Here is a 25,560-nt window from a genome sequence, read left to right on the forward strand (position 1 = left end):
AGGGCACAATGAGCTCTGACGCGCACCTGTCCGATCGTTTCGCCGGAACGCTGTCGAAAATGCGCTCCGCGGGGGCCCACGCCATGGAACTGGCGGCCCTGCGAAGGCGTCTCGAGCAGCTGTCCGAACCCGGCGCGGGTGAATTGCCGGGAAACGAACTCGAACCTCTCGATGACATCTCCCGGCTCGTGGATCTCCCCGAGCCGGGCGCAGAGGAAGCGCGCCGGGTCCTGGACCGCACGGCCGTTCTCAAGCTCAACGGCGGGCTCGGCACGAGCATGGGGCTCACCGGCCCGAAATCACTGCTGGAAATCAAACCGGGGAAGACGTTCCTCGACGTCATCGCGATGCAGGTGCTCTCGACCCGCGAGAAGTACAACGCGCGCCTTCCGCTGATCCTGATGAATTCGGCGGGTACCCGTGAGCCTTCGCTGGAGCTGTTGAAGAGGTATCCCGAGCTCGCCGACGAGGTCATCCCGGCCGACTTCCTGCAGGGCCGCGAACCGAAGATCACGGCCGACGGGCAGCCCGCCGAGTGGCCTGCCAACCCGGAACTCGAGTGGTGCCCGCCGGGGCACGGCGACATCTACATCGCGCTCGCCGTGAGCGGGATGCTCGATCTGCTGCTGGCGCAGGGCATCCGCTGGTGTTTCGTGTCCAACGCCGACAACCTCGGCGCGCTCCCGGACGCGCGGATCGCCGCCTGGCTCGGACGCGAGAACATCCCGTTCGCGATGGAGACCGTGCTCGGCACCGCTGCCGACCGCAAGGGCGGTCATCTCGCGCGGCGCGCGGGACGGATCGTCCTGCGTGAATCCGCGCAGGTACCCGACGGTGACGACTCGTTCGGCGACGTCGCCAAGTGGCGTTTCTTCAACACCAACAACATCTGGTTCGACCTCGAACGGCTGAAAACCCTGCAGGACGCCGACCCGGCCGCCCCGCTGCTGCCGCTGATCGTGAACCGGAAGACCGTCGATCCGGCCGATTCGGCCAGCACGCCGGTGATCCAGCTCGAAACGGCGATGGGCGCGGCGATCGGCTCGGTCGAGGGCGCGCGGGCGATCGAGATCCCGCGGACCCGGTTCGCGCCGGTCAAGACCACGGACGACCTGCTCGTCGTCCGCTCCGACGCGTACGTGCTCGACGACGGCGGGGAGATGATCCCGGAGTTCACCACCACCCCGCCGGTCGTCTCGCTGAGCAAGGAGTTCTACAAGCTCCTGCCGGACTTCGACGCGCGGATCCCTTCCGCCCCGTCGCTCAAGGAGTGCACGAGCCTCGAAGTGGACGGCGACGTCACCTTCGGGAAGAACGTCGTCATCCGGGGCGACGTGAAGATCGCCGGGCCGAAAACCGTTCCGGACGGCGAGATCCTCTAGTCCCGCTGGGCGATGAACACGTATTCGCGTCCTGGACGGTCGGGGGCGTCCCGCACGTCCAGGACGCGAAAACCGTGCTCCGCCAGCAGGGTTTCCAGGTCTTCGCGTTCGCGGAACCACAGTTTCGAGTCCGAGGTGACGACCTCCCCGTCGGGGAACCGGTAGCTGTACCGGAACGAGACGAACGGGAGGTTCACCTCGGTGACCTCGCGCCACTGCTCGACCTCGCCGACGCCTGGGACGTCGATGGTCTCGTGCGCGGTGTCGGCGGCCCAGTCCTCCCACGCCCGGTAACCGGGGCGCCGGATCTCGAACACCAGGTGACCACCCGGCGTGAGCGCGGTGTGGACGCCTTCGAGGGTCCGGATCCAGTCGTCGTCGGTCAGGAAGACCTGGGCCACGTTCCCGGTCATCACCGCCAGATCGGCGACGGCCTCGCCCGCCGACTTCGCGTCACCGTGGATCCAGGTGATCTTCCCTTCCGGGTCCTTGGCCTTCGCGATCTCCAGCGACGCCTCGGCGGGATCGACCCCCACGACCTCGATCCCGCGCTCGGCGAGGAGCACGGCCAGGCAGCCGGTACCGCAGCCGACGTCGAGCACTCTCTTCGCCCCGAATTCGCCGATGATGGCGAGGTAGTGGTCCAGATCGTCGCGAGCGCCGTCGAAGGCGTCGTAGATCGGTGCGAGCCGGGCATGGGCGAAGAGCGCGTCAGGCATGCGGCGACGATAGTTCCGGGACCCGTTCGGGGGCGACGGATTTACGGCCGGGGCGCCAGGCCCGTTCTCCCAGCAGCGCCAGGAACGCGGGCAGCAGCACCCCGCGGACCAGCGTGGCGTCGATCAGCACGGCGACCGCCATCCCGACGCCCATCATCTTGTACTCGATCGCGCTCAGCGTGATGAAGACGCTGAACACGCCGACCATGATCACCGCCGCGCCACTGATCACCCCCGCGCTGGTGCCGGTACCGCGGACGATCGCGGAGACGGCGCCGCCCGCCCGGTGTTCACGGATCCGGCTGAGGATGAAGATGTGGTAGTCCATGCTCAGGCCGAGCAGCAGGACGAACATGAACATCGGCAGCCAGCCGACCACCCCGCCGTACGGGGTGAATCCCAGCGGTGAAGCGAAATGGCCGTCCTGGAAGATCCAGGTGAGCACGCCGTAGGCCGCGCCGATCGACAGCAGGTTGAGCACGATCGACGCGAGTGCCACCGCGACGGACCGGAAAGCCAGCAACAGCAACACGAACGCCGCGAGCAGCACGAAACCGAAGACCAGCGGCATCCGCTCGATGACCCGGTCGGCGAAGTCGCGGGCGTTCGCCGTGCGGCCGGACACGGCGTACTCGACGCCGTCCACCTTGCCGATGGTTTCGGGCAGCATCTCGGTGCGCAGTTTCGCCAGCGCGGAATCGGCACGTTGGTCGCGGCCCGCGCCGGACAGCGGAACCCGGACGACCACCGCTTCGTCGACGTTCGCGACCGCGATGGGGTTGTTCAGGACGCCCTCGGTTTCACCGATTCGCCGTTCGAGATCGGTGATCGCCGACCGGAGTGCCGGGCTGCCGACCGGGCCGCCGTTCTCGGAGGTCAGCACCACCGTGGCGGGGTAGACCACGCCGGGGAACGCTTCCTGGGTGCGGACGGCGGCGTCGATCGTCGCCATCGACCGGGGCAGGCTCTCCGCCGGTGTCGGATCCTGCAGGCGCATGCCGAGCGCGGGCAGCGTGAGCAGGATCAGCAGCGCCGTCGCGAGCCCACCCCACAGCCACGGCCGCCGGGTGACCGCGCGGGCGGTCATGGACCAGAACCGCGAGTTCTCCGCGGTGGTGCGCCGCTTGCCCAGCCAGGGAATCCGGCCGCGATCGACCTTGTCTCCCAGCAGGGAGAGCAGCGCGGGCAGCACGGTGACAGCGCCGAGCACGGCCAAGCCGACGACGAACGCCGTGCTGATCGCGAGGCCGGTGAAGTTGTCGAGGCCGGTGAACACCAGCCCGCTCACGCACAGGACGACCGTGACCCCGGAGACGACCACGACATGCCCGGATGTCCTGGCCGAGATCAGGATCGCGTCGTCGACGGAATGGCCTCGCGCGCGTTCTTCTCGTTGCCGCCTCAGGAAGAACAGCGAATAGTCGACGCCCACCGCCATCCCGATGAGCAGGGTGATCACCGTCGTCGCGCTGTTGATCGGGGTGAAGTCGTCGACGACGGAGAGGAAGCCGAACGTCGCCGCGACACTCGTGCCCGCCAGCAGCAGGGGGACCGACGCCGCGACGAGCGCCCCGAAAACGATCAGCAGGATCACCAGCGTCATCGGCAGGGAGAGGAGTTCCGAGCGTTTGACGTCCTCCCGGATGGCCTTGTCGACCACGGTCGACAGGCTGAGATCCCCGGACAGGCCCAAGCGGACCGACGGATGCCGGGCGGCGACCACGTCGATCTGCGCGACCGCCGTCTTGAAGTTCGGGCGAAGGTCCTTCTCCCCGCCCGCGATCGAGAAACCGACGAGGCCGGACGCGCCGTCGGCCGAGATCCGCTCGGCGCCGTCGATGGCCAGCGGCGAGCGGATGTCGGTGACGGCGCCGGATCGGGTGAGCGTGGTGACCAGGTCTTCGGTCGCCCGACGGAGTGCGTCGTTCGCGACGAACGGTGGAGAGCCGGGATCCTTCGCCTGGACGAGCACGTTCTCGCGTAAAGGGTCGAAGGTGTTCTGGGCGTTCAGGGCGGTTTGCGCGCGGCCGGATTCGCCGGGATCGGTGCTCCGGCGGCTTTCGCCGTCCAGGAGCATGCCCGAAAGCAGGGCGATGAGGACGAGGGCGACCCAACCGACGAGGGTGAGCGCGCGGTGCCGCACGGACCAGGCGGCGATCTTTTCGGGCAGCATGAACTACAGTCCTTTGCGTGAAGGAGTGAGATGCCTCGGGCGAGGTTTTTGCTTCTTCTTTCCTGGGCCGTCGAGTTGCCGCTCGGCGGCCCAGGGTCTTCACCGGCCGATCAGCCGACCTCCTTGAGGATCCGCTCGACCGAGCCCACGCTCTTCTGGAGATCCGCGAGGCGCCCGTCGAGTTCGGTGAGTTTGCGTTCGGACTCTTCCTGCGCCTGGACGGCTTTCTCGGCGAGCCTGCGGTATTCCTGCTCGCGCGCGAGCGCGCCCCTGGCCCGGACGGTCGCGCCGAACTGCCAGACGACCACCGTGATCACCACGGTGAGGAACACGAAGATGCCGATCACCCCGGCGACCTCCTGCCATTGATGCCATTTCACGGTCGTTCCCCCTCATCTCCCGGTGCCGGTGTGCTCAGCGTCGGCGCCGCGGCGGCGATGGTTTCCGGGCTCAGCTCGACCAGGAACGGTGTCACCTCGTAGAACTTCATCGCTTTCCCGTCCTCCGAAAGCTCCAGGGTGGCCGACACGAGCCCGGCCGCCTCCAGTTTGCGCAGGTGGAGCTGCAGTAGCGCCCGGCTGATGCCGAGCTCTCGCGCCAGCTGGCTCACGTACGCGCGCTCCGCGCGGAGCGCCGCGACGATCCGCAGCCTGTGCGGATTCGACAGTGCCCCCAGCAGCCGCAGCAGCTCGTCGCCGGAGGATCCGGTGGCGGTCATGCCGAGCTCCTGCACATGCCAAAGAAATCTAGCAGGTGCTGGCTCGATCTACCAGGTGCTCCATCCAGACGTTCGGCTCCACGTAGACGCCGACGTCCTGCGCCGAGGAGGCGAGCACCGGCGCGATCCCGCCCGGCACGGCCGTGAGGCCGTCGCGGAGTTCGACACCGGTCCACGCCTTCCACTGCGCGAAGGTGCCCGTGACCGTCATCGCGAACGGCGCCACTTTCACGAACCGGGCGCCGAGCCGTTCGTGCGTGCGCAGCCACGGATCTTCGGGCAGCCCGTCCTGGCGACGGCGAGCCACATAGTCCTCAAAGGACAGTTCGGGTTCGTTCTCCTTCCCTGCCGGGCGAACCGGCACCACGAGGTTGCGCATGCCGGTTTCCGAGGCACGCGTTTTCAGTGCTTTCAAAGCTTTTGTGGCCAGGCCGCCACCGCGGCGGCCTGGCGCGACCATTACTTCGAGGGCGATCAGAGTGTTCGTCTCACGGGCGCTCATCAGGTCTTCCGCGGCCCAGATCAGGGCGGCGTCCCAGCCGTGGTCCGGCAGTTCCGGACGGTCGGCCGTCGGGAAACCGACCGGGACGGCGGCTGTTCTCGCCACCGGGACGCCGTCTTCCAGCAGCACGAGGAAGTATTCCGGCCAGCGCGCGGCCAAGTGGGACGATTTCGCCAGCAGGCCCGTCAGGTCGTGCTGGAGGAATTCGCCTCCGACGCCGCCGAGGCCGAGCGCGGGCTCGCGCAGCTCAGGCCGGGTGGCCAGGTCTTCGATCACGATCATGTCCTCAGTAGACCCGGGGACACGCGTTTCTCACGAGGTGGTTTTCGGTACTGACTAGCGCACGGGCAGCGCGCGGCGCCGTCCGGTGATCCCGGTGGTGTTGAGGTTGGCGCGCTCGCCGGCGGAATGACCGTCGAGGTAGCCGCTGCCGGACAGCCGCCTCGGCGGTGCCGAGCGCAGATCCCCGTATTGCTCGTCGTATGCCTGCTTGACCATCGCGGTCCGGTCCTGGATCACCAGTTCGGCGGAGCGGTGGCCGGCGGCGGTGGTGTGGGTGCGGGCCGCGGTGTCTTCACTGTTGCGGAGTCGTTCGTAGACCGCGCCGGAGAACCCGTGCAGCCAAGTCCGCCGATACGCGGCCAGTGATTCGCCCATGAACACCCGGTTCTCCGGGCGGACCCTGGTCAGTTGCGTGGTCGCCTGCAACAGCAGGCTCGTGTACAGCAGTTCGGTCCGTTCCAGATCGGAGCGGAAGCCGAACACGGTCACCGCGGTGACCGACTGGCCGAGCCGGTGCAGCAGGGCCCGGCAGCGCAGGGGATGCGCGATGTTCGTGAGCAGGCCCGCCTTGTCGCGGCTGTACGGATTGTCGAGCGGGATCATGATCTGGGTGATCTCGTCGGCGGTCGCCCCGGAGGCGGCCAGCAGTGCTTGATCGATGCCGTACCGGGCGATCAGTTCGGCGGCCTTGGTGTTGTACGACTCTGCTTCGGCCTCGGTGACCGCCGGGTCCTCCGCCTTCGCGAGAAGTTTCCGGACGCGTGCGAGCAGCGTGTCATGGTCGGGCATGGCCCCCCTTCCTGATTGGGTTGGAGCGGATCAACCTAGGAGAGAGGTCCGACAATATTCGGGCAAGATCTCCGGATCCCGGCAAGGGGGTGCTATGTCGGTCGAGGTGTCGGTGGTCGGTTCGGGCCCGAACGGGCTCGCGGCGGCGGTCCTGCTGGTCAGGGCGGGCCTGTCGGTCGAGGTGCATGAGGCGGCGGACGAGATCGGCGGAGGGACACGCACGGCCCCGCTGTTCGACGACGACGTCCTGCACGACATCTGCGCCACCGGGCATCCGATGGCCGCGGCGTCCCCGTTCTTCCGCTGGTTCGGCCTCGCCGAGCACGGTGTCGACCTCCTGCGGCCGGAGATCGCGTACGCACACCCGCTCGACGGTAACCGGGCCGGACTCGCCTATGAAGATCTCGACCGGACCTGTGACGTCCTTGGTACGGACGGCCCCCGGTGGCGCCGCTTGCTGGGACCGCTGGCCGGGAACAGCCGCGAACTGGCCGATCTCCTGCTCGGCGACCTTCGCCATCCGCCCCGTGATCCCCGGATCGCAGCCCTGCTCCCGGCCCGGATCGCGACGCTCGCGGCCGGACTGGAGCGCCGCCTGTTCACCGGCCAGGAGGCGCCCGCGCTGCTTTCCGGCGTCTCCGCGCATGTGATGGGCCGTCAGCCTTCGCTCGCCGCGGCGGGGGCGACCTTGCTGCTCAGCCACCTCGCGCACTCGACAGGCTGGCCGATCGCTCGCGGCGGAAGCCAGACCATCACCGAGGCCCTCGCCGCCGACGTCCGCGCGCACGGGGGGCGGATCCACACCGGAAGCCGGATCACCGATCTGCGGCAACTGGCGAAGTCGCGGACGGTGATCCTCGACATCGCCCCGCGCGGTTTCCTCGACATCGCCCGCGATCTGATGCCGTCGCGATACCGGAAGGCGCTGGAGTCCTACCGCTACGGACCCGGCGCGGCGAAGGTCGATTTCCTGGTGTCCGAACCGATTCCGTGGGCGGTTCCGGAGGTCGGCAAGGCGGGCACCGTCCATCTCGGCGGCACGCGCGACGCGGTGTACGCCGCCGAAAACGCCATCGCGCGCGGAGGAGATCCGGACGACCGCTTCGTGCTCGTGTCGGATCCGATGGCGATCGATCCGTCGCGCGGGCTGCCGGGCAAGCGGCCGGTGTGGGCGTATTGCCATGTGCCGCACGGGGATCCGCGAGACGTCACCGAGATCGTCCGGCGGCGGATCGAACGGTTCGCGCCCGGGTTCTCCGACACGATCCTGGCGAGCCGGTGCCTCACCGCGCCGGAACTCGAGGCGTACAACGCGAACTACCCCGGCGGTGACGTCGCCGCCGGCGCGGTGAACCTGCGGCAGGTGCTCGGAAGGCCTGTCGTGCGGTGGAATCCGCACAAGACCCCGCTCGGCGGCGTCTTCCTGTGCTCGGCCGCGACGGCGCCGGGACCCGGCGTGCACGGGATGGGCGGCTGGCACGCCGCGAAATCCGTACTGGGCAAGGACTTCGAGCGCGTAATTCATGATCCGCGGGGCCGGACGAGGCCGGTTTCGTAGGCGACCACCACGGCTTGGGCGCGGCTCGAAATCCCGAGTTTGGTCATGAGCCGGTTCAGATGCGTCTTCACCGTGGCCTCGCTGACGAGCAGACTCCGGCCGATGTCGGCGTTCGGCATGCCGGTGCCGACGAACCGCAGCACCTCGAGTTCGCGTTCGGTCAGCCCGGCCAACGCGGGCGGGGCCGACGGTTGTTCCGGCGGGCCTTGGGTGAAGGCCTCGACCAGCCGCCGGGTGATGGTCGGGCCGAACAGCATGTCGCCGCGCGCGACCGCGTGGATCCCGGCGATCAGCGTCTCCGGCGGACTGTCCTTGAGCAGGAAGCCCGCCGCGCCCGCGCGCAACGCGGTGTAGACGTACTCGTCGAGGTCGAAGACCGTCAGCATGAGCACGCTCGGCTTGTCCGGCCCGGCATGCGCGAGGATCCGCTCGGTCGCCTTGACGCCGTCGAGTTCGGGCAGCCGGATGTCCATCAGGATCACGTCCGGACGCAGTTCACGCGCCTTCTCGACGGCCTCGAGCCCGTCTCGCGCTTCGCCCGCGACGTGCACGTCGGGAACCGCGCCGAGCAGGGCGACGAAGCCCGCCCGGACGAGATCCTGGTCGTCGACCACCAGCACACTGGTCACCGGGCTCGCTCCTGCGGAAGATAGGGAAGGGTCAGTTCGATCGCGAAACCGCCTGATCCGGCCGGTCCCATTTCTATCGAACCACCGTACATTCTCGCTCGTTCGCGCATTCCGATGAGGCCTTGTCCCGCCGGATTGGGCGGTGGCGTCTCCTCCGAAGCGGAATTGGTGACGCGGAGTACGAGCGCTTCCTCACCGTATTCGAGGACGAGTTCCACACTCGCCTTATCCGCGTGTTTCAGTACGTTCGTAAGCGCTTCCTGCGCGATTCGGTAGGTGCACAGTTGCTGTCCCGGCGGAAGTCGTCGTGGTTCGCCGATGGTGCGCGTGTTCACCGTAAGGCCCGCCTCGCGAACCCGGGTGACCAGTGCGGGAAGGTCGGCGAGGCCGGGCTGAGGGCGGTATTCGTGGGGTTCGCGCCGCGGCGGGCGCAGAACCCCGAGCAAGCGCCGCAGTTCGTCGAGGGCTTCCGTCGTGGTCCCTGTGATGGTGTCCAGCGCGGTGCGCGCGGTGTCGGGGGAGGACTCGAAGACGTAGCGCGCGAGGTTCGCCTGCACCGAGATCACCGAAATATGGTGGGAGACGACGTCGTGCAGCTCGTGCGCGATACGGATGCGTTCCTCGACCACGGCCTGTTCCGCTTCGAGCCGGATCTCCCGTTCCGCGCGGACGGCGCGCTCGACCATCCGGTCCGCGCGAACGTAGCCGAGCCGTCCGACGATGATCGTGCCCACGCATTGCGCGATCAGGCGGGTCGTGTCGACCACGAAGGACGGCACCTCGCCGAGGACGAGCCCCAGCTCGAAAAGGACGACCCACACGATGGTCGGCGCCACGGCCTTCGCGGGCGGATAGCGCGCCCACACCGTGTACGCCGCGATGAAGGCCGCGGGTTCGCCCAATGTGGCCCGGTAGCCCAGCGCGGTGTAGACGGTCATGACCGAAACCGAGGCGAGCAGCACCGCGATCGGATGACGGCGCCGCACGACCAGCGGGAGGGCGATGAGGACCGCGAGGGCGACGACCCCGGGCTCGACCGGGTCGCCGAACGAACCGCCGCGAGGCGCCGCGCCCAGCGCGAGGAGAGTGGCCGAGGCCGCCGTGATCAGGCAGTCGAGGAGCAGCGGCCGTGCGCGGAGGAGCTGAAAGGGCTGAGCTGGGGACGGCACTGACGAAAACTACCGCCGCGGCGTTAACGCGCCCAATTCCTGCAACCATCGCGGTATTCGCCCGCCGATATACCGCCAAGGTTTACCCCGGCCTCCGACTCGCGGGGATTCCGCCCGGTGATCTGTCCGGTTACCGTCGGAACAGGATGGACATTTCCATTCCCCGACTCGGCGAAGAGGATGACCTGCCCCGGGTAAGAGGGCCTTCGGGAGGGGATATCCGGAACGGGCCGCCTCTTCGCCGAGCTTCAGTCGAGGTAGGCGTCGAGCGTGACGGCCAGCGCCCTTTCCGGCGAGGGCGCGAAGCTGGCACCCGCCAGTCCGCCCCAGAGCCACAACTGGGCGAGACCGTGCAAAGACGCCCACAGCGAGGACGCGAGCAAGCGCGGATCGGTCATGGGATGCCAGTCGCCGTTCTGCACCTCGGCGACCAGCGCGGCGAAAAAGTCGAACACCGCGCTGCTCACCCGCGTGAGTTCGGGATCGTCCGGATCGATGAGGTCGCGGCGGAACATCAGCTCGAACATCGCCGGATGCGCCAGCGCGAAGTCGAGATATCCGTGGCAGGCCGCGATGAGCCGCTCGCGCGGGGTCCCGGCGGGCAGGCCGTCGCCGCGGTCGAGCAGCTCGGTGTAGCCGCGGGTGGCGACCGCCGAGAGCAGGGCCGCGCGGCCGGAGAAATGCCGTAAGGGTGCGCCGTGCGAGACGCCGGCGGCCTTGGCGATCCCGCGCAGCGTCACCGCGCCGACACCCTCTTCGGCCAGCAAGGTCGCCGCGGTGTCGATCAGGCGGGTTCGGGCGCCCACGACCGGGTCTCCTCGAGGACGGGCAGGAGATCCGGGCGCTTCGGCAGGAAGCCGTCGCCCGGCTGGCGGCCGCTGAGCCGGTTGCGGAAGCGGCTGACCGCGACCGGGAGGACCTCCCGCGTCAACCAGTTCAGGTCGGCGCGGAGGCCGGGGCGTCCCGCCGAACCGGGGAGCGGTTCGAGCCAGGCCGAGTCGTGGGTGACGCCGAGTTTGCCGAGCACGTGCCCGGCGAGGCGCCGATGGCCCTGCTCGGACAGATGCAGCCGATCCGGGCCGAAGTAGCGGGAATCGTGCGCGGCGTGGTCCGGCCAGAGGTCGACGAGCGTCGCGCCGTAACTGACGGACGCTTCCCGGACGGCGTCGTTCAGCGCGGTGAGGCGCGGGCGCATCCGGTGGCCCATCGGCATGCGGTGCGAGATGTCGCTGAGGGTGAAGGTCACGACGTTCGGCGCGATTTCGGTGCAAACGCGGATGGCCGTGTCGACGCGGCGCGCGACCGTGCGCGCGTCCCAGCCGCGGCTCATCACGTCGTTGCCGCCTCCGAACAACGCGATCAGGTCCGGCTGGAGCCTGCTCGCCGCCTCGGTCTGCTCCGCGTGGATCTGGTCGAGCCTGCGCCCTCGGACCGCGAGATTGGCGTAGCGGAAACCGGACTCTTCCTCGGCGAGGCGTGCCGCGACGAAGTCCGCCCAGCCCCGGTAGAAGCCACCCGACGGATGCGGATCGGCCAGCCCTTCGGCGCAGCTGTCGCCGAGCGCGACGAAACGTTGGTAGCCCATCCAGATCTCCGTAACCGCGAGTTCACCTTGTAGACACTGTCTATCAAACTCAAGTAGACGCTGTCTACTCAGCGGCCGAGGCGAGCCCGATGGGTGAAGGTGACCGCGCGACGCGGGTTCGCGCTCTTCGCGCTGAACCAGGGTGGCCGCAAGCGTCCGGCATCGGGCGCGAGAACCACAAGATGACGCTGGATCACTACCGGCAGACCAAGAACATGCTCGTGTCCTATTCGGACAGTGTGCTCGGGTTCTTCTGACGACCGAGCGGGTCGCGCTGACACCGGCCGCGGGACCGCAGTTCGAGTACTGGAAGCACACGCATCTGACCATCGATGTCGTACCCGGCAGGGGGAGCGGGTTCTCCTTGGAAGCGCCCGAGGGCGTGCGTTTCCTGACCCGCTCGAGACTACTTGAGTAAACGAACGGTCGTGCTATCTTCGGGTTTGTGAGCACACTCGAAGTGAACGAGGTCTTCGTCGGGCGGCCGTCCGTACTCGGGGTGAAGCGTGACGTCCCGGTGTACAGCGCCATCGCGAAGTCACGTGTCGACGCGTCTTCATTGAAGCTGGACGAGATCAACCTCGCCGGGGACGACCAGGCGGATCGCACCGTCCACGGCGGGGTCGACAAAGCCGTTTACGTCTATCCGGCGACGCACTACGCGACCTGGTCGGAGCAGGGCTTCGCGGTGGTGGCCGGCGACTTCGGGGAGAACGCGTCGGTGGTGGGCGCCGACGAACACGACGTCCGCGTCGGCGACGTCTGGGCCTGGGGAGACGCGCTGGTCCAGGTCTCGCAGCCGCGGACGCCGTGTTTCAAGCTCGCGATGAAGACCGGGCGCAAGGACGTCATCCCGGCGATGATCGATTCCGGCCGGAGCGGCTGGTACCTGCGGGTGCTGCGGACGGGTGAGGTCCCGACTTCGGGCCTGATGACGCTCGAAGAACGCGATCCGGCGAGTCCGACGATCGCCGAGGTGTACGTCGCGTCGTTCACCAACGTCGCCCGGCTGGACGACGCTCGCCGCGCCGCGTACTGGGCGCTGCTGGACCGGGTGCTGGCGGCGCCGTCGCTCTCCCGGCAGTACCGTGACGGCCTGGAATCGGCGAAACGGCGGCGGGAGGAACGGGATGCCGGTTGACGGCCGGGTGGCCCGCGGCGACGCGACGAGGCGGATCGTGCTGCGGCGCGCCGTCGACATCGCCTCCGTCGAGGGGCTCGACGGGCTGTCCCTCGGCAGGCTCGCGACCGAGCTGGAACTGAGCAAATCCGGGGTCTTCGCGTTGTTCGGTTCCAAGGAGGAACTGCAGCTCGCGGCGGTCGAGACGGCGAGTGCGATCTTCGCGGAGAACGTCGTCGGGCCGACGCTGGAGGTCGAGCAGGGGATCGTCAGGCTGCGCGCGCTGTGCGCGAACTGGCTGGACTACTCGGAACGCCGGGTGTTCCCTGGCGGCTGCTTCTTCTTCAACACCGGCGCCGAATTCGACGCGCGGACCGGCCGGGTCCACGACGCGGTGGCGAACGCGAGCCGGGGTTTCGCCGAGTTCATCCGGGCGACCGCCGTCGAGGCGCGGAAGGCCGGGCACCTCCGCGAGTCCGTCGACGTGGCGCGGCTGGCCTTCGAACTGCACGCTCTCGGCCGGGCCGCGAACGCCGACTCGGTGATGTTCGGCGGCACCGAGCCCTACGCGCTGGCCCGCGCCGCGATCACCGCCCGTCTCGACGCCGCCGCCGTGTCATGAAAGGGGCTTTCAGGACACTTTTCGTCCTGAAAGCCCCTTTCATGACACTCGCGCGAGCTACTTCCAGTCGACCTGAGTGGACCGGTAGAAGTCGATACCCTGCTGAACCCACCGCGGGCTCTGCTTCGCCAACCGGAGCCGGTAGGCGTCCCACGTCCGGGAATCCTTCGGCGACCAGCCGATCTCGGCGTAACCCGGCAACCTCGGGAACGCCATGAACTCGATGTGCTCACTGGTCACGAGCGTTTCCGACCACAGCGGCGCCTCGACACCGATGACGTTCTTCTCCGTCACGCCCTGCAGGTAAGTCGCCGGATCCCAGTCGTAACCCGTCTTGACCTCGATCAGCCCGGCCCAGGCCAGCCCGAGCGGCGTCTGCGGGTGGTACTTCATGTCCATGTAGGCCTTGTTGGCGGGCGACATCAGGATCTTGTTGCCCCGGGCCGCCGCCGCGGCGACGTTCGCGTCGGTGCCGGTCGTGCCCCAGAACTGCGGGACGGCCGAAAGCGGCGGGGTCGTCTTCGCGATGTCGTGCCAGCCGGTGATCGTCTTGCCGTACTTCGCGACGATCGGCTGCACCTTCTTGGCGAAGGTCTGGTAATCCTCCGGAGTGGTCGCGTGCGCCTCGTCGCCCCCGATGTTGAGGTACTTGCCGGGGGTGATCGCGGCCAGTTCGCGGAGGACGTCGTCGACGAACTTGTAGGTGATGTCGCTCTTGATGCACAGCGAGCTGTAGCCGACCTCGATGTCCGTGCGCGGCGGCACCGCGACGCCGTCGCAGTTCAGTTCGGCGTAGGAGTGCTGGGCCGCGTTGGTGTGCCCGGGCATGTCGATCTCGGGAACGATCGTGATGTGCCGCGAAGCCGCGTAGCGCACCAGGTCCTTGTACTGCTCTTGGGTGTAGTACCCGCCAGGAGCGCCGCCGACGGCGGTCTGCCCGCCCACGGTCGCCAGCTTCGGCCAGCTCTTGATCTCGATCCGCCAGCCCTGGTCGTCGCTCAGGTGCAGGTGGAGCGTGTTGATCTTGTACTGCGCGATCTGGTCGATGTACAGCTTGACCTGCTCCGGCTTGAAGAAATGCCGGGCGACGTCGAGCATCGCGCTGCGGTAGCCGAAGCGCGGGTAGTCGAGCACGGTGCCGCCCGAGACCACCCATGAACGCTTCTGGACGGTCTTCGCTTCGATCGCCGACGGGAGCAGTTGTCGCAGCGTCTGCACGCCGGAGAACAGGCCCTTGTCGGTGTTCGCCTTCAGGGTCACGCCCGAGGACGACACCTTGAGCTGGTAACCCTCGGTGCCGACCCGGCCGCTCGCGTGGCCGGTTTCGAGCGAGATGGCGGGGCCGCCGCCGCGGTGGCCGCTGACGACGGGCAGCCGGTAGCCGGTGGCGGGCCGGAGCAGCCCGGCCAGGTACTCGGCGACCTGCTTGCCGTCGCGATCGGCACGGATGACTGTCCCGGGGCCGAGCCGGAAGTTCGCGCGGGGATCCGGTTTCGCGTCGACCGGCGCGGGGACGACGTCGGTGACGGTCCGTTCGGCCTTCGCGTGCTGTGTCGCGCTCGCCGTCGCTGGCAGGCCGAAGGTCACGAGACCCAGGACGGCCACACCGAGCACGGTTGTGGACAGGCGTTTACTCATGGAGCACCTCCGGTCGGGGAACTGGAGACTCTCTTCCTTTAGAGGTATAGACCAATAGGGCAAACGGGACAACACCCGATCGGACTAGGACGGCGTACCGATCACCGGTCATTCGCCGCGCAGAACCGCTTTCAAGGCATCGAGAACGCTCGCGTCCTCGATCGTCGAGGGCACTTGCTCGTCGCGGCCGTCGGCGATTCCGCGCATGGTCTTGCGCAGGATCTTCCCGGATCGCGTCTTCGGCAGCGCGTCCACAATGGACACGTCACGGAACGCGGCCACCGGGCCGATGTCGCGCCGGACCAGTGCGACCAATTCGGCCTTGAGCGTTTCGGCGTCGGCGTCGACCCCGGACTTCAGCACCACGAATCCGCGCGGAAGCTGCCCCTTGAGCTGGTCACGGACGCCGATCACCGCGCATTCGGCGACGGCGGGATGGGACGCCAGTACCGCCTCCATCGAACCGGTCGAAAGCCGGTGACCCGCGACGTTGATGACGTCGTCGGTGCGGCCCATGACGAACAGGTAGCCGTCTTCGTCGACGTATCCGGAGTCACCCGTCAGGTAGTGGCCTTCGTACCGCGAAAGATACGCCTCGCGATACCGCTCGTCGTCCTGCCACAGCGTGGGCAGCGATCCCGGCGGAAGCGGAAGTTTGATGGCGATCGCGCCTTCCTTGCCCGCCGGAAGCGGATCGCCCGACTGGTCCAGGATCCGCACGTCCCAGCCCGGTACCGGTTTCGTCGCGGAACCGGGTTTGACCGGCATCGGTTCCAGCCCGCGCGGATTCGCCGCGATCGGCCAGCCGGTCTCGGTCTGCCACCAGTGGTCGATCACCGGCACGCCGAGCTTCTCGTGCGCCCAGTGATACGTCTCCGGATCGAGCCGTTCACCCGCCATGAACAGGGTCTCGAACCCGCCGAGCTGGTATTTCTTCGTTTCGTTGGCATCCGGGTCGACCTTCTTGATCGCCCGCAAGGCAGTCGGCGCGGTGAACAGCGCCTTCACGCCGTGGTCGGCGAGGACCCGCCAGAACGCGCCCGCGTCCGGGGTATTGACCGGTTTGCCCTCGAACATGAGCGTCGTGGCTCCGATGAGGAGCGGCGCGTAAACGATGTAGGAATGGCCGACGACCCAGCCGACGTCGGAAGCCGTCCACCACACGTCACCGGGGTGGATGTCGTAGATCGCGCCCATCGACCAGGCCAGCGCGACCGCGTGCCCGCCGGTGTCGCGCACGACGCCCTTCGGCTTCCCCGTGGTGCCGGAGGTGTACAGGATGTACAGCGGATCGGTCGCCGCGACCGGCACCGGATCGGCGGGGGAGGCGTTCGCGACCAGTTCGGCCCAGTCGGCGTCGCGCTCGCCCAGTTCGGCGCGGGCACGCTCGCGCTGCAGCACCACGACCTTGTCCGGCTGATGGGCGGTGCCCGCGAGTGCCTCGTCGATGATCGGTTTGTACTCGACGACCCGTGCCGGTTCGATCCCGCACGACGCGGCCACGATCACCTTCGGTTCGGCGTCCTCGATCCGCGCCGCCAGTTCCTTGGGCGCGAACCCGCCGAACACCACCGAATGCACCGCGCCGAGCCGGGCGCAAGCGAGCATCGCGATCGCGGCCTCGGGGACCATCGGCATGTAGACGATGACGCGGTCGCCCTTCCCGACACCGAGAGAGGCGAGCGCGCCGGCGAACCGGGCGACGTCGTCCAGCAGTTCCGCGTAGGTGAACCGGCGTACCGAATCGGTGACCGGGGAATCCCAGATCAGCGCGGTCTGCCCGCCGCGGCCGTCCCGGACGTGCCTGTCGAGCGCGTTGAACGCCGTGTTCAGCTCCCCGTCCGGGAACCAGCGGTAGAAGGGCGCCTTCGACATGTCGAGGGCTCGCGTCGGCGGACGGGTCCAGTCGATCGCCTCCGCGGCTTCGAGCCAGAAACCCTCCGGGTCTTCGAGGCTCCGCTGGTACGACTCGGCGTACATCGAAAGCTCCTTCGCGCTCGGGTACCGGATCCATCATGTCCCGGCCGTGACGCGATCGCCCCTCAGGCGAAGATTTTGCCGACGCTCTCCGAGATCTTGCCGATCAGTTCCGTGAAGTCGGAGGCGCCGGCCAGCAGTTTCTTCACCTTCTCCCAGCGACTCAGCGCGACCGCGGAGTTGGCCTCGGCCGGATTCCGGACGTCCTCCGCCAGGTCGTCGAGGTTGTCCTCGATGACTTCGCGCTTCTCGACGCCGGCCTGGCCGACCTCGGTCTTCAACCGGGTGAGCAGCTCGACGAGGTCGCTGACCTGTTCCGGGGTGGCGCCGTAGTGGATCGTCCCGCCGCTGATGGTGCCGTGGTTCTCGCCGCCCGTGACGATCGGCGCGTTGCTGACCCCGGTCACCGCGATGCGGTTGGTGGGCTCCCTGGTCATTTCTCCTCGTTCCTCGGCTGCTGCACGGTGCCGCCGGAGATCGTTCCCTGGTTCACGCCACCGGTCACGATGGGCGCGTTGTTGGTGCCGGTGATGGTGATGTCGTTGTTGATCACCGTCGAGGCCTGGCGCTCGAACTGGGACGCGGAATAGCCGCAGTCCCGCATCACCTGGCTGATCGCCGGGACCAGCCTGCTTTCGAGGATCTTCTCGTACCGCTCGACGTCGACGAGCTGGAAGTAGTCGCGGACCTCTTCCGCGGCGGCCAGTTCCCGCAGCGTTTCGGCCGAGCCGTACCGGCTGGGATTCGGCGTGTCGATGTCGTGCGGTTGTGCCCGGATCGTCCGCATCGCGTGCCAGACCCGGCTCGGTGTGGTGGCAGGCAGTTTGAGCCAGCGCAGGACGCCCTGCCCGATCGCGGTCAGGTAGTTCATCGTCATCCGGTCGACCACGCGGTACTCGTCGCGGATCGGGGGCAGCACGTACGGCGTCCACTCGAGGTAGAGCGTGCTGCTGTCGACGGCGGCGTGCAGGAACGCCGACATCATCAGGTCCCTGTCCCAGGTTTCGACCTGGAAGGTCAGGTAATGCCTCGCCCATTCCCTCGGCTGGCGCCGCACCTGTTCGGCTTCCGCGGCGGGGAGCAGATACGACGGCGGGCCGTCGTGACGGGGCAGGTAGGGAAGGGCGACGGGTTCGTGGGCGTGGTCCACCAGTTCGTCGGCGGAGGCGTAGACGACGTCCTGGATCCGCAGTTCGCGCAGTCGCCTGTCCGGGGTCAGCGCGTCGCTTCGCTGCAGAACCTGCATCGCGGCGCGGATCCGCTGATAGAAGGCCACCGTGGTGAGCTCGTCGAAGGGAGTCCCGTCGGGTTTGGCGGTCTCGTCGAGCTTCTCGAGCGGGAGCACCATCGACCAGGACTGCCGGGCGACGCCGGCGCCGACGAACGGGTTGTAGCCGCGATAGACGACCAAGGGCACCACGCCGTCGCCGCTGTGGACCTGCCGATCGTGGCGATGGCGTTCCAGTTCGGTGCGGAATCGCGGCGGCGCGGCCGCGATGGACGGGCGCTCGTCGAGGGACTTGCCGCCGAACGGACGGCTTCGCGCCCGGCGGCCGTACCGGACGGTCAGCAGCCGCCACACGGTGATCCGGTCGGCGACCAGGATCAGCAGCATCACCACGGCGGCGATCGCGCCGATGTAGGCCAGCGACGGATCCGAAACCGTTGTCCCGTCACCGTAATAGTCACTGCCATAGCTATTGCCGTAGCGGCCGGAGGACGACGAAGACGACTTGCTGACGCCCAGATCTTCGAGGAACAGTCCGCCGAAGGTGACCGCCGTGACGAAGAAGAGGACCACGGCCAGCGCGAGCAAACTGCCGAATCCGCGCAGCGCCGCGCCTGGCCTCCCCGTCCGCATCCTCTTCCAGATCGATCGGATGGACAGCAGGCCCGCGAGGGACACCCAAATGAAGAAAAGGGCCGTTCCGATCGAGAAGTACAGGAACACCAAGGCGAGCACGCCGAGGAGGGCGTCCCGGTATTTACGCCGCGACCGGGCCGAAATCGCCTCGGCGAGCACCGTCGGCGCGTGGAAACCCGGTGACGGCGGGACCGGCCGTGTCGGTTCGACGAGATATTCACGGATGGCGTCATCGGCGTAGGACGAATCGAGATGGGCCGCCGCGGCGAGATATCTGGTGCTGTCGTCGGGTGGGACGTTGTGCGAAGCCGCCAAAGCGGCCCAGTTCGTCATCCGGTCTCCGTCGGTGCGTTCAAGGTGTCGAGTTGTCGAGCATCACGGCGACGAACGGTTCCCAGGCCGTCCAGTCGGAAGCGGGCGACGAGACGTAGACGAAATACTCGATTCCGCCGGTACGCCAATAGATCCCGCGGACCCGCCGTTGTTGTCCTTCCCGTCCGTCCCAGGTGAATTCCCAGTCCACCCCTTCGAAACCGCGAACCGCGCGCGGTTCCATCCGGAGCCTGCTGAGACCGGGAAGCCGGGTTTTCGCTTCTTGTTCCGAAGCCGCCCGGAACTGCCCGATCTCGCCGGAAGCGGAATAGCTTCCGAACCGGACGTAGTGACTCGCCCTGGTGGGATCGGTGGCCTGGAAGGAACCAGGCTGGTTTTTGATCGGTTCGGGATTCCACCCGCGCGGGACGACGGTCCGGAAACCGCCGGTGCCACTCGCCTGATCGACGTCCGTCCGCGCCGTCGTGCTGGTGGCCGTCGTCGCTTGCCGAGAGGACGGGGAAAGCGAGATATCCACCGACGACGAGACCGCCGACGCCGCGATCGGCGCGGTCACCGGTGGTTCTTTCGCCGTGGTGATCAGCAAAGTGGCGCCGACGAGCGCGCACAAGGTCAAATTCGCGGCGGCGGCGCCCAGCGCCAACCGCGCGTTGCTCGCCGACATTCGTGACCTCCCCAGGCACGGCGCGAACAAAGAGCGGGTGTTCGAACGGGCACAGAGCGTAGCATGATTCGCCGGGTCGGATGACGGGGTTCCGAGGGGAGTTCGTATGGACAGGACGCCGGGTGATCGGTTGGCGGAGGCTTCCCGCCTCGAGGCCGAGCTCATGACCAGACCGGATGACGTCGAATTGAGGGACGGGCTCGCCGCCGAACTCGCCGCGCTGACCGTCGACGTCCGCAGTCTCACCCGGGAGCGGATCCCGGTCTTCACTTCCGCCCGGCAGCGCGAGTTCTGCGGGTACGCGGCGCGAAGGCTGATCGAGCTGGGCGTGGGCGGTGAAGCCGTCCAGGCGTCCGCGGCGGCGCTGCAAGCCGAACTCAGCGCGGGCGAGGAGTGGGTATGGCGGAATCGTCATCTTTCCTTGGCGCTGGTGATCGTCGTCGTGGCCGCCGGGCTCGCCGTCGTCGTGCTGGGCGCGCTGTCCGGGAACATCCCGGTGGTCGTGGCGGCGGGCGTGCTCGGCAGCGCCGGTCTGGCGGCGCTCGTGTTCGCCCGGCGCAAGCAGCGCTGGCAGATCGATGCCGAACGGGTCACACCGGTCATCTGGAGACACGGGATATAACCCGGCAACCCCTCGGCCCGGTAGAGCGTCCTAAGCTGAACTAGGGAAAAACCGCCGGAAACGGCCGAATCAGCGAGGGGAGCAGGGGCCATGGGACTAGCGAGCGCGCTGCTTTCGTTCGCGCACAGCCTGTTCGGGCCAGGGATCTGGCCAGGAGACTGGGTGTGGGCGACGAGCACCGCGGGAGCGCTGGTCGCGCTGCTGCCCGCACTGGGAGCGATGATCGTCGCGATCATCCGCAAAGGCACCGGCAACCGCTACGACGTGGTGACCCTGTCCGTCTTCGGCGGGATCGGCGTCGTCGCCGTCTTACTGCTGCCCTGGGTGCTGGCCACCGGCCTTTCGCAGGTCTACCAGGAGGCCGCCTCGACGAAGTCGGGCGGTGAATCCGGGTTCAGCTCCAGCGACCTGGCGACGTTCACCTCCGACCAGAGCCCGCTGATCGGCCAGCAGAGCGTGTACCTCGGCGGCGGCCAGAACGTCTACGAGGTGCTGTTCTACCCGAACGGCATGCAGCTCTCGTACATCGTCTACCTGATCCTGCTGGTCGGGTTGCCCGCGCTGTCGCTGCTGTTCGTGATGCTGCAGGCGCGGACAGCGTTCCGCCGCGGACCGAAGTGGCCTTCGCGCTTCTTCTGGATCCCGTTCGTGCTGATGGTGCTGGCGAGCGTCGGCATGGGCGCGAACACCGCCGTGCACTTCTGGCTCGGTTTCCTGCCGCTCAGCGTGCTGGGCCTGATCCCGGTCGCGCTGGTCGGCCCGCCGCCGTGGTCGGTGATCAACCGGCCGGACCCGCAGCCCCGGCAGAAGATCGAGCCGTACCGCCCGGAGCCGCCCGCGCCGAAGCCGCAGCAGCAGTTGCCGCCCCCGCCGCCGCCCAAGCAGTACCCGGCGACGGCGCTCGCGCAGGCGCCCGAACCACCCGCCCTGGCCGCGGTGCCTGGGCCGGTCCCAGCACCTCCGGGGTCCCGCAACTCCGGCGGCGGCCGCTACAAGCGCGTCCGGAGGCTCGGCCACGGTGGCTTCGGCACCGTGTGGGAAGCGGTCGACACTCAGCTCAACCGCACTGTCGCGCTGAAGATCGCGCACGCGCCGGACCGTGACACCGAGGAGCGGATGCAGCGCGAAGCCAGGGCTCTGGCCGTCGTGAACCATCCCAACTGCGTCCGCGTGTACGACCTCGTCGAGGAGCCGGACGGGCTCGCGCTGGTCATGGAGTACCTCGAAGGCAAGTCGCTGGCCGAGATCGTCGATTCGCAGGGCCCGCTCGACGACATCGCCGCCGGACGGCTCTGGTCGACCATGGCGGGCGCGCTCGCCGCGGCGCACGAGAAGGGTGTGCTGCACCGCGACCTCAAGCCGTCGAACATCATCCTCGACCGCAACGGGCTCGCCCATCTCATCGACTTCGGCATCGCCCGCAGTCAGGGCGACTCGAAGATGACCGCGACCGGGATGATGATCGGCACGCCGGACTTCGTCGCTCCCGAGCAGGCGATGGGTTCCCCGGCGAGCCCGGCTTCGGACGCCTGGCAGCTCGCCGCGACGGTCAGCTACGCGCTGTCGGGCCAGCCTCCCCGCGGTACCCGGGAGACCCCGATGGCCGCGCTGATGGCCGCGGCTCGCGCCGAACCGGTATCGAAGCTGCCGAACCGCAGCGCCCACGCCCGGATCCTCATCGCGTCGCTCGACCAGGAACCCCGCCGCCGCCCGACGCTCACCGCCGTGCGCCGCGACGTCGAAGGCTGGCTGGCCCGCGCCGGCAAGTCGCCGGACGGCCCGGTGACCCAGATCGTGCAGCGCCGCCCTCAGCAGCAGCAGCCGCAACCTCAGCCTCACCAGCAACCGCAGGCCCAGCGCCACCCGCGCTGACCTGCGAAAAGAGAGCAAGGGACCTTTGCTGGCGTTCGTTAGTGTGCTAACGAACGCCAGCAAAGGTCCCTTGCTCTCTCAGTCGACGATGAACCAGGTCCCGTCGCGCCACGCCATGGTGAACGTCTTGGGGTCGCTGTCCATGATCGTCGCCTTGGGCGCGATCGCCGTGGGCGGGACGGTTACCTGGTCGGGACCCTTGCTCCGCACCTTCGCGGGGTCGACCCGGGTGGCTTTCAGGTTCTTCAGGTCCTCGGGCGTGAACATCTCGAACAGCATCGGGGTGAGGCTGCGGCACTCCTTGATCCCGCCGTCGTAGGCGGGCGCCGAAATCCGGCAGACGGTTTCCAGGTTCTTGGCGCCCAGCGCGTGGTGGAACTCCTCCATCACGCTCGCGGCGCCGACCGGCGTGTGTGCCGCCGCGCCGCCGGTGGCGGGTTTGGTGACCGGCGAAGCGGTCGCCGAAGCCGCTGAAGGCCGCGAAGCGGTCGTAGCGGGAGCGCTCGAACTGCTGCTCGTCGGCGCGGTCGAGGTGCCCGGAACCGCCGAAGGCTGAGGCGACGCGCTCCCGGCCGTCTGCTCCTCGCACCCCACGAGGAGGAACAGGGCCGCGGCCGCGAAGGTCGTGGCGAGCGGTCGGATCGTCATGGTGCCCCCTGTCGAAGTGCTGCTGACCGGGGAAGAGTAACAACAAGGCCATGAGTGTCACAGGCAAATGAAGAAATCCGACCTTGACGGGCGACGTACCCGCTGAAAACATCTGCATGTATTTACATTAGATGTACGTACATGCAAATGGGGGAAAGATGGTCTCGGTCGCGCGTACCGGTCTGGTGCCGTTGGTGGCGTTCGCGGTGTTCACCGCGACGCTCGACGTCTATGCCGGCAATCAGGTCCAGACTTTGAGTCCGCTCAGCGTCGCGGCGATTTCGCTCAGTCTCGCGGCGGCCTTCTTCTTCGGCGCCGAAGTCGTGAGAAGGGGGCTGACGGCGGCCCTGGGCCCGTTCCGCGAGCAGCGCGCCGACGTCCTCGCCATCAACGTCACCACCGCGGTCACCTGGCTGAGCATGCTGTACGCGCTCAAGTTCCTCGAACCCGCCATCGTCAACGTGATCAGCTTGGCGATCGGCCCGGCGCTGACAGTGCTGCTGGGAACTTTCCTGCGCCGCGGCAGCGCGGTCCTGCGTGCGGAGATCGCCACGGCGGTCGGTATCTGCGGCCTGCTCGTCGTGCTGGTCTGGGCCTCTCTCGCCGGGCACAGCGGCGTCGGTGAGCGTCCCGGCGCCGAGATCGTCCTCGGCATCGTTCTCACCCTCGTCTGCGGGCTCGCGTCCACCGGCAACATGATGTTTTCGAAGCGGCTCAGCGACGCGGGGAACAGTCCGCGTTCGGTGCTCGCCACCCGCTTCTGGCTGATCATCGCGATCGGCTGGGCTTTCACCGCCTTCGACGAAACGCCCCGGCTCGGGGAGGCGTTCGTGCAGTCGGCCGTGCTCGCGGTGATCGGCGTGGCCCTGCCGATGTACCTGTTCCAGGTCGGCGTACGGCATACCGAACCGATCACCGCGGCACTGATCACGACCTTGTCGCCGGTGTTCGCGCTGCTCTTGCAGCTGCCGGACCCCCGCCTGAGGCCGTCGGCGGTGTCGCTCGTGTGCATCGTCGCGATCACCGCATTGGTCGCGGCAGGCGTCTTCGCCCGTGCCCGGTTCACACGCCGCCGGTCACCGGATCAGGCCGCGGTCACTTCCAGGACGGAAGCCACAACTCGGCGTTCCAATGTTCATTGGTGATCGCGTTGCCGTTGAGGATCGGCCACAACCAGGCGAAGTTGGCCACGACCAGCCCCACGTAGAGGGCGACGACGAGCATGCCCGTGCCCCGCCGCTCGAACCCGCGTTTCACGCCGCCGAGGATCTGGCCGAGGATCAGCGTCAACCCGAGCGCCAAAAACGGTGCCAGCGGCGTCGCGTAGAAGAAGTACATCTGACGGTCGAGGTTGGTGAACCAGGGCAGGAACCCGGCGAAGTAGCCGACGAGCACGGCGGCGTAGCGCCAGTCCGCGCGGAAGAACGACCGCCACAGGCTCCAGCCGAGCATCGGCAGGGCCAGCCACCACATCGCCGGCGTCCCGATCAGCATCGTCGCCCGGATACAGGTCGACTCGCCACAACCGGTCGCGTCCGTGCCGCCCGCGTAGGCGTAGAGCATCGGCCGCAGCCCCATCGGCCAGGTCCACGGCTTCGACTCCCACGGATGCGGTTTGTCCTTGGGCGTCACCAGGTTCGCGTGGAAGTCGAGGACGTTCATCGAGTAGTCGCCGAGCGACCGCAGCGCGGGCGGCATCCAGGCCCAGAAGCCCGGATCGAGGTCCTTGATCGCCACGTAGTTGCGGTCGGTCGCGGTCTCGCTCGCGAACCAGGCCCAGTAGCAGGCGAGGTACACCAGGATCGGGATGACGACGATCGCCCACAGCGCGGGCAGCACGTCGCGGCGCAGCGTGCCGACCCAAGGCCGCTGCACCCCGGCGGCGCGGCGCGCGGCCACGTCGAAGAACACGGTGAGCAGGCCGAACGCGGCGATGTAGTACAGCGCCGACCACTTGACGCCGAAGGTCAGCCCGATCATCAGGCCGCCGGCGAACCGCCACCACCGGAAACCGAGCTTCGGACCGAACCGGGATTCTTCGATCCAGCCCTCGCGGACGGCCACAGCCAGCCGCCGCCGCACCTGGTCGCGGTCGCACAGCACACAGGCGAACGCGGCGAGGACGAACACCGCGATGAAGATGTCGAGCATGCCCATCCGCGACTGCAGGTGCAGCACGCCGTCGCTGATCACCAGGATCCCGGCGACAGCGCCGAGCAGTGTCGAACGGGTGAGCCGCCGGGCGACGCGGATGGTGAGGAACACGATCAGCGTGCCCGCCAGCGCCGGCATGATCCGCCAGCCCCAGGCGTTGTAGCCGAACAGCCACTCGCCGATCGCGATGAGGTGCTTCGCCAACGGCGGGTGCACGATCAGCTCGTAGCCGTAGTTGTCTTCGTAACCGCCGTTGCGCAGCATCTGCCACGCCTGCGGGACGTAGTGCTTCTCGTCGAAGACGGGGGTGCCCTTGTCCGTGGGCGTCGCCAGGTTCTGGATCCGGACGATGCCACCGATGAGCGTCAGCACCAGCGTGACGATCCAGCCGCGAAGGCGGTCAGTCGGCATGCCGCGGCCGAGGAGGGTGGCCTCGCGGTCGCTCGGTGGCCGGAGCGCGTCGACCGGATCCGGCCGCACGCTCTCGTCGTCACGGGTCAGCAGTGCGGTCACGGGGCATGATCCTACGGGCGGAAGAGT

At 68.2% G+C, this 25,560-nt stretch carries 25 protein-coding genes and 1 pseudogene; 9 read left to right on the top strand and 17 right to left on the bottom strand.

Features of this window, described 5'->3' with window-relative positions; translation table 11 throughout:
* Positions 1–8: 8 nt before the first annotated feature.
* The gene (locus ACZ5IK_RS03345) at positions 9–1,382 is read left to right on the top strand and encodes a UTP--glucose-1-phosphate uridylyltransferase (RefSeq protein ID WP_465486356.1); all 1,374 of its coding nucleotides are present in this window, start codon (positions 9–11) and stop codon (positions 1,380–1,382) included.
* Here ACZ5IK_RS03345 and ACZ5IK_RS03350 read toward each other — a convergent pair.
* From ACZ5IK_RS03350 to ACZ5IK_RS03375, 6 genes are all read right to left on the bottom strand, one after another.
* On the bottom strand, positions 1,379–2,101 hold the full coding sequence (locus ACZ5IK_RS03350; protein ID WP_465486357.1) for a class I SAM-dependent methyltransferase: 723 nt from the start codon (positions 2,099–2,101) through the stop codon (positions 1,379–1,381). The two genes, ACZ5IK_RS03345 and ACZ5IK_RS03350, sit on opposite strands and share 4 nt — an antisense overlap.
* The gene (locus tag ACZ5IK_RS03355; RefSeq protein ID WP_465486358.1) at positions 2,094–4,274 is read right to left on the bottom strand and encodes an MMPL family transporter; all 2,181 of its coding nucleotides are present in this window, start codon (positions 4,272–4,274) and stop codon (positions 2,094–2,096) included. Before ACZ5IK_RS03355 ends, ACZ5IK_RS03350 begins: the two co-directional genes overlap by 8 nt.
* 110 nt (positions 4,275–4,384) lie before the next feature.
* Positions 4,385–4,654 carry a hypothetical protein gene (locus tag ACZ5IK_RS03360; RefSeq protein ID WP_465486359.1) on the bottom strand — a complete coding sequence of 90 codons (270 nt, stop codon included), beginning with the start codon at positions 4,652–4,654 and terminating at the stop codon, positions 4,385–4,387.
* A complete protein-coding gene (locus ACZ5IK_RS03365; RefSeq protein ID WP_465486360.1) occupies positions 4,651–4,992 on the bottom strand; it encodes an ArsR/SmtB family transcription factor in 342 nt (113 codons plus the stop codon). The genes ACZ5IK_RS03360 and ACZ5IK_RS03365 overlap by 4 nt, the downstream gene beginning before the upstream one ends.
* Positions 4,993–5,020: 28 nt before the next feature.
* Complete coding sequence (locus ACZ5IK_RS03370; protein WP_465486361.1) at positions 5,021–5,776, bottom strand: GNAT family N-acetyltransferase; 756 nt, start codon at positions 5,774–5,776, stop codon at positions 5,021–5,023.
* Positions 5,777–5,830: 54 nt separating this feature from the next.
* The gene (locus ACZ5IK_RS03375; RefSeq protein ID WP_101610657.1) at positions 5,831–6,565 is read right to left on the bottom strand and encodes a DUF2786 domain-containing protein; all 735 of its coding nucleotides are present in this window, start codon (positions 6,563–6,565) and stop codon (positions 5,831–5,833) included.
* 94 nt (positions 6,566–6,659) lie between these two features.
* Between ACZ5IK_RS03375 and ACZ5IK_RS03380 the strand changes: the two genes are divergently transcribed.
* The gene (locus tag ACZ5IK_RS03380) at positions 6,660–8,123 is read left to right on the top strand and encodes a phytoene desaturase family protein (RefSeq protein WP_465486362.1); all 1,464 of its coding nucleotides are present in this window, start codon (positions 6,660–6,662) and stop codon (positions 8,121–8,123) included.
* Here the strand turns inward: ACZ5IK_RS03380 and ACZ5IK_RS03385 are convergent.
* The 4 genes from ACZ5IK_RS03385 to ACZ5IK_RS03400 form a co-directional block, all read right to left on the bottom strand.
* Positions 8,087–8,752 (bottom strand): response regulator, encoded by a 666-nt coding sequence (locus tag ACZ5IK_RS03385; protein WP_410600391.1) that lies wholly within the window; start codon positions 8,750–8,752, stop codon positions 8,087–8,089. The genes ACZ5IK_RS03380 and ACZ5IK_RS03385 overlap by 37 nt on opposite strands.
* Positions 8,749–9,921 carry a sensor histidine kinase gene (locus ACZ5IK_RS03390; RefSeq protein ID WP_465486363.1) on the bottom strand — a complete coding sequence of 391 codons (1,173 nt, stop codon included), beginning with the start codon at positions 9,919–9,921 and terminating at the stop codon, positions 8,749–8,751. Before ACZ5IK_RS03390 ends, ACZ5IK_RS03385 begins: the two co-directional genes overlap by 4 nt.
* Before the next feature lie 248 nt (positions 9,922–10,169).
* Positions 10,170–10,727, bottom strand: coding sequence for a TetR/AcrR family transcriptional regulator (locus tag ACZ5IK_RS03395; RefSeq protein ID WP_465486364.1), 558 nt, complete (start codon positions 10,725–10,727; stop codon positions 10,170–10,172).
* Positions 10,706–11,506, bottom strand: coding sequence for an SGNH/GDSL hydrolase family protein (locus ACZ5IK_RS03400; RefSeq protein ID WP_465486365.1), 801 nt, complete (start codon positions 11,504–11,506; stop codon positions 10,706–10,708). The genes ACZ5IK_RS03395 and ACZ5IK_RS03400 overlap by 22 nt, the downstream gene beginning before the upstream one ends.
* Before the next feature lie 89 nt (positions 11,507–11,595).
* On the opposite strand from ACZ5IK_RS03400, the gene ACZ5IK_RS03405 reads away from it, so the two are divergent.
* From ACZ5IK_RS03405 to ACZ5IK_RS03420, 4 genes and pseudogenes are all read left to right on the top strand, one after another.
* Entirely contained in the window at positions 11,596–11,763 is a 168-nt protein-coding gene (locus ACZ5IK_RS03405) for a hypothetical protein (protein ID WP_465486718.1), read from the top strand.
* A 29-nt stretch (positions 11,764–11,792) separates the two neighbouring features.
* A pseudogene (locus ACZ5IK_RS03410) lies at positions 11,793–11,924 on the top strand (DUF779 domain-containing protein); the annotation flags it as partial.
* Between the two features lie 27 nt (positions 11,925–11,951).
* Positions 11,952–12,647: an MOSC domain-containing protein gene (locus tag ACZ5IK_RS03415; protein ID WP_465486366.1), complete on the top strand. Its 696-nt coding sequence runs from the start codon at positions 11,952–11,954 to the stop codon at positions 12,645–12,647.
* Positions 12,637–13,248, top strand: coding sequence for a TetR/AcrR family transcriptional regulator (locus ACZ5IK_RS03420; protein ID WP_465486367.1), 612 nt, complete (start codon positions 12,637–12,639; stop codon positions 13,246–13,248). The genes ACZ5IK_RS03415 and ACZ5IK_RS03420 overlap by 11 nt, the downstream gene beginning before the upstream one ends.
* A gap of 57 nt (positions 13,249–13,305) precedes the next feature.
* Here ACZ5IK_RS03420 and ACZ5IK_RS03425 read toward each other — a convergent pair whose 3' ends face one another.
* The 5 genes from ACZ5IK_RS03425 to ACZ5IK_RS03445 all read right to left on the bottom strand — a co-directional run bounded on the left by ACZ5IK_RS03425 (position 13,306) and on the right by ACZ5IK_RS03445 (position 19,724).
* Positions 13,306–14,886, bottom strand: a complete 1,581-nt coding sequence (locus ACZ5IK_RS03425; RefSeq protein WP_465486368.1) for a beta-N-acetylhexosaminidase — start codon at positions 14,884–14,886, stop codon at positions 13,306–13,308.
* A gap of 108 nt (positions 14,887–14,994) precedes the next feature.
* On the bottom strand, positions 14,995–16,866 hold the full coding sequence (locus ACZ5IK_RS03430) for a propionyl-CoA synthetase (RefSeq protein WP_465486369.1): 1,872 nt from the start codon (positions 16,864–16,866) through the stop codon (positions 14,995–14,997).
* A 62-nt stretch (positions 16,867–16,928) separates the two neighbouring features.
* Positions 16,929–17,300, bottom strand: coding sequence for a hypothetical protein (locus tag ACZ5IK_RS03435; protein ID WP_465486370.1), 372 nt, complete (start codon positions 17,298–17,300; stop codon positions 16,929–16,931).
* Positions 17,297–19,060 (bottom strand): hypothetical protein, encoded by a 1,764-nt coding sequence (locus tag ACZ5IK_RS03440; protein ID WP_465486371.1) that lies wholly within the window; start codon positions 19,058–19,060, stop codon positions 17,297–17,299. Before ACZ5IK_RS03440 ends, ACZ5IK_RS03435 begins: the two co-directional genes overlap by 4 nt.
* A 19-nt stretch (positions 19,061–19,079) precedes the next feature.
* On the bottom strand, positions 19,080–19,724 hold the full coding sequence (locus ACZ5IK_RS03445) for a hypothetical protein (RefSeq protein ID WP_465486372.1): 645 nt from the start codon (positions 19,722–19,724) through the stop codon (positions 19,080–19,082).
* 163 nt (positions 19,725–19,887) lie between these two features.
* Here ACZ5IK_RS03445 and ACZ5IK_RS03450 point away from each other — a divergent pair, with 163 nt between their 5' ends.
* Together ACZ5IK_RS03450 and ACZ5IK_RS03455 are read left to right on the top strand one after the other, a co-directional pair.
* Positions 19,888–20,346 (top strand): hypothetical protein, encoded by a 459-nt coding sequence (locus ACZ5IK_RS03450; protein WP_465486373.1) that lies wholly within the window; start codon positions 19,888–19,890, stop codon positions 20,344–20,346.
* A 90-nt stretch (positions 20,347–20,436) separates the two neighbouring features.
* Positions 20,437–22,218, top strand: a complete 1,782-nt coding sequence (locus tag ACZ5IK_RS03455) for a serine/threonine-protein kinase (RefSeq protein ID WP_465486374.1) — start codon at positions 20,437–20,439, stop codon at positions 22,216–22,218.
* A gap of 78 nt (positions 22,219–22,296) precedes the next feature.
* Here ACZ5IK_RS03455 and ACZ5IK_RS03460 read toward each other — a convergent pair whose 3' ends face one another.
* Positions 22,297–22,866, bottom strand: a complete 570-nt coding sequence (locus ACZ5IK_RS03460) for a hypothetical protein (RefSeq protein WP_465486375.1) — start codon at positions 22,864–22,866, stop codon at positions 22,297–22,299.
* Between the two features lie 158 nt (positions 22,867–23,024).
* Here ACZ5IK_RS03460 and ACZ5IK_RS03465 point away from each other — a divergent pair, with 158 nt between their 5' ends.
* A complete protein-coding gene (locus ACZ5IK_RS03465) occupies positions 23,025–24,011 on the top strand; it encodes an EamA family transporter (RefSeq protein ID WP_465486376.1) in 987 nt (328 codons plus the stop codon).
* Here ACZ5IK_RS03465 and ACZ5IK_RS03470 read toward each other — a convergent pair.
* Entirely contained in the window at positions 23,962–25,533 is a 1,572-nt protein-coding gene (locus ACZ5IK_RS03470) for a dolichyl-phosphate-mannose--protein mannosyltransferase (protein WP_101610640.1), read from the bottom strand. The genes ACZ5IK_RS03465 and ACZ5IK_RS03470 overlap by 50 nt on opposite strands.
* Between the last annotated feature and the right edge of the window lie 27 nt (positions 25,534–25,560).

The organism is Amycolatopsis sp. NPDC031561 (genome assembly GCF_055580625.1).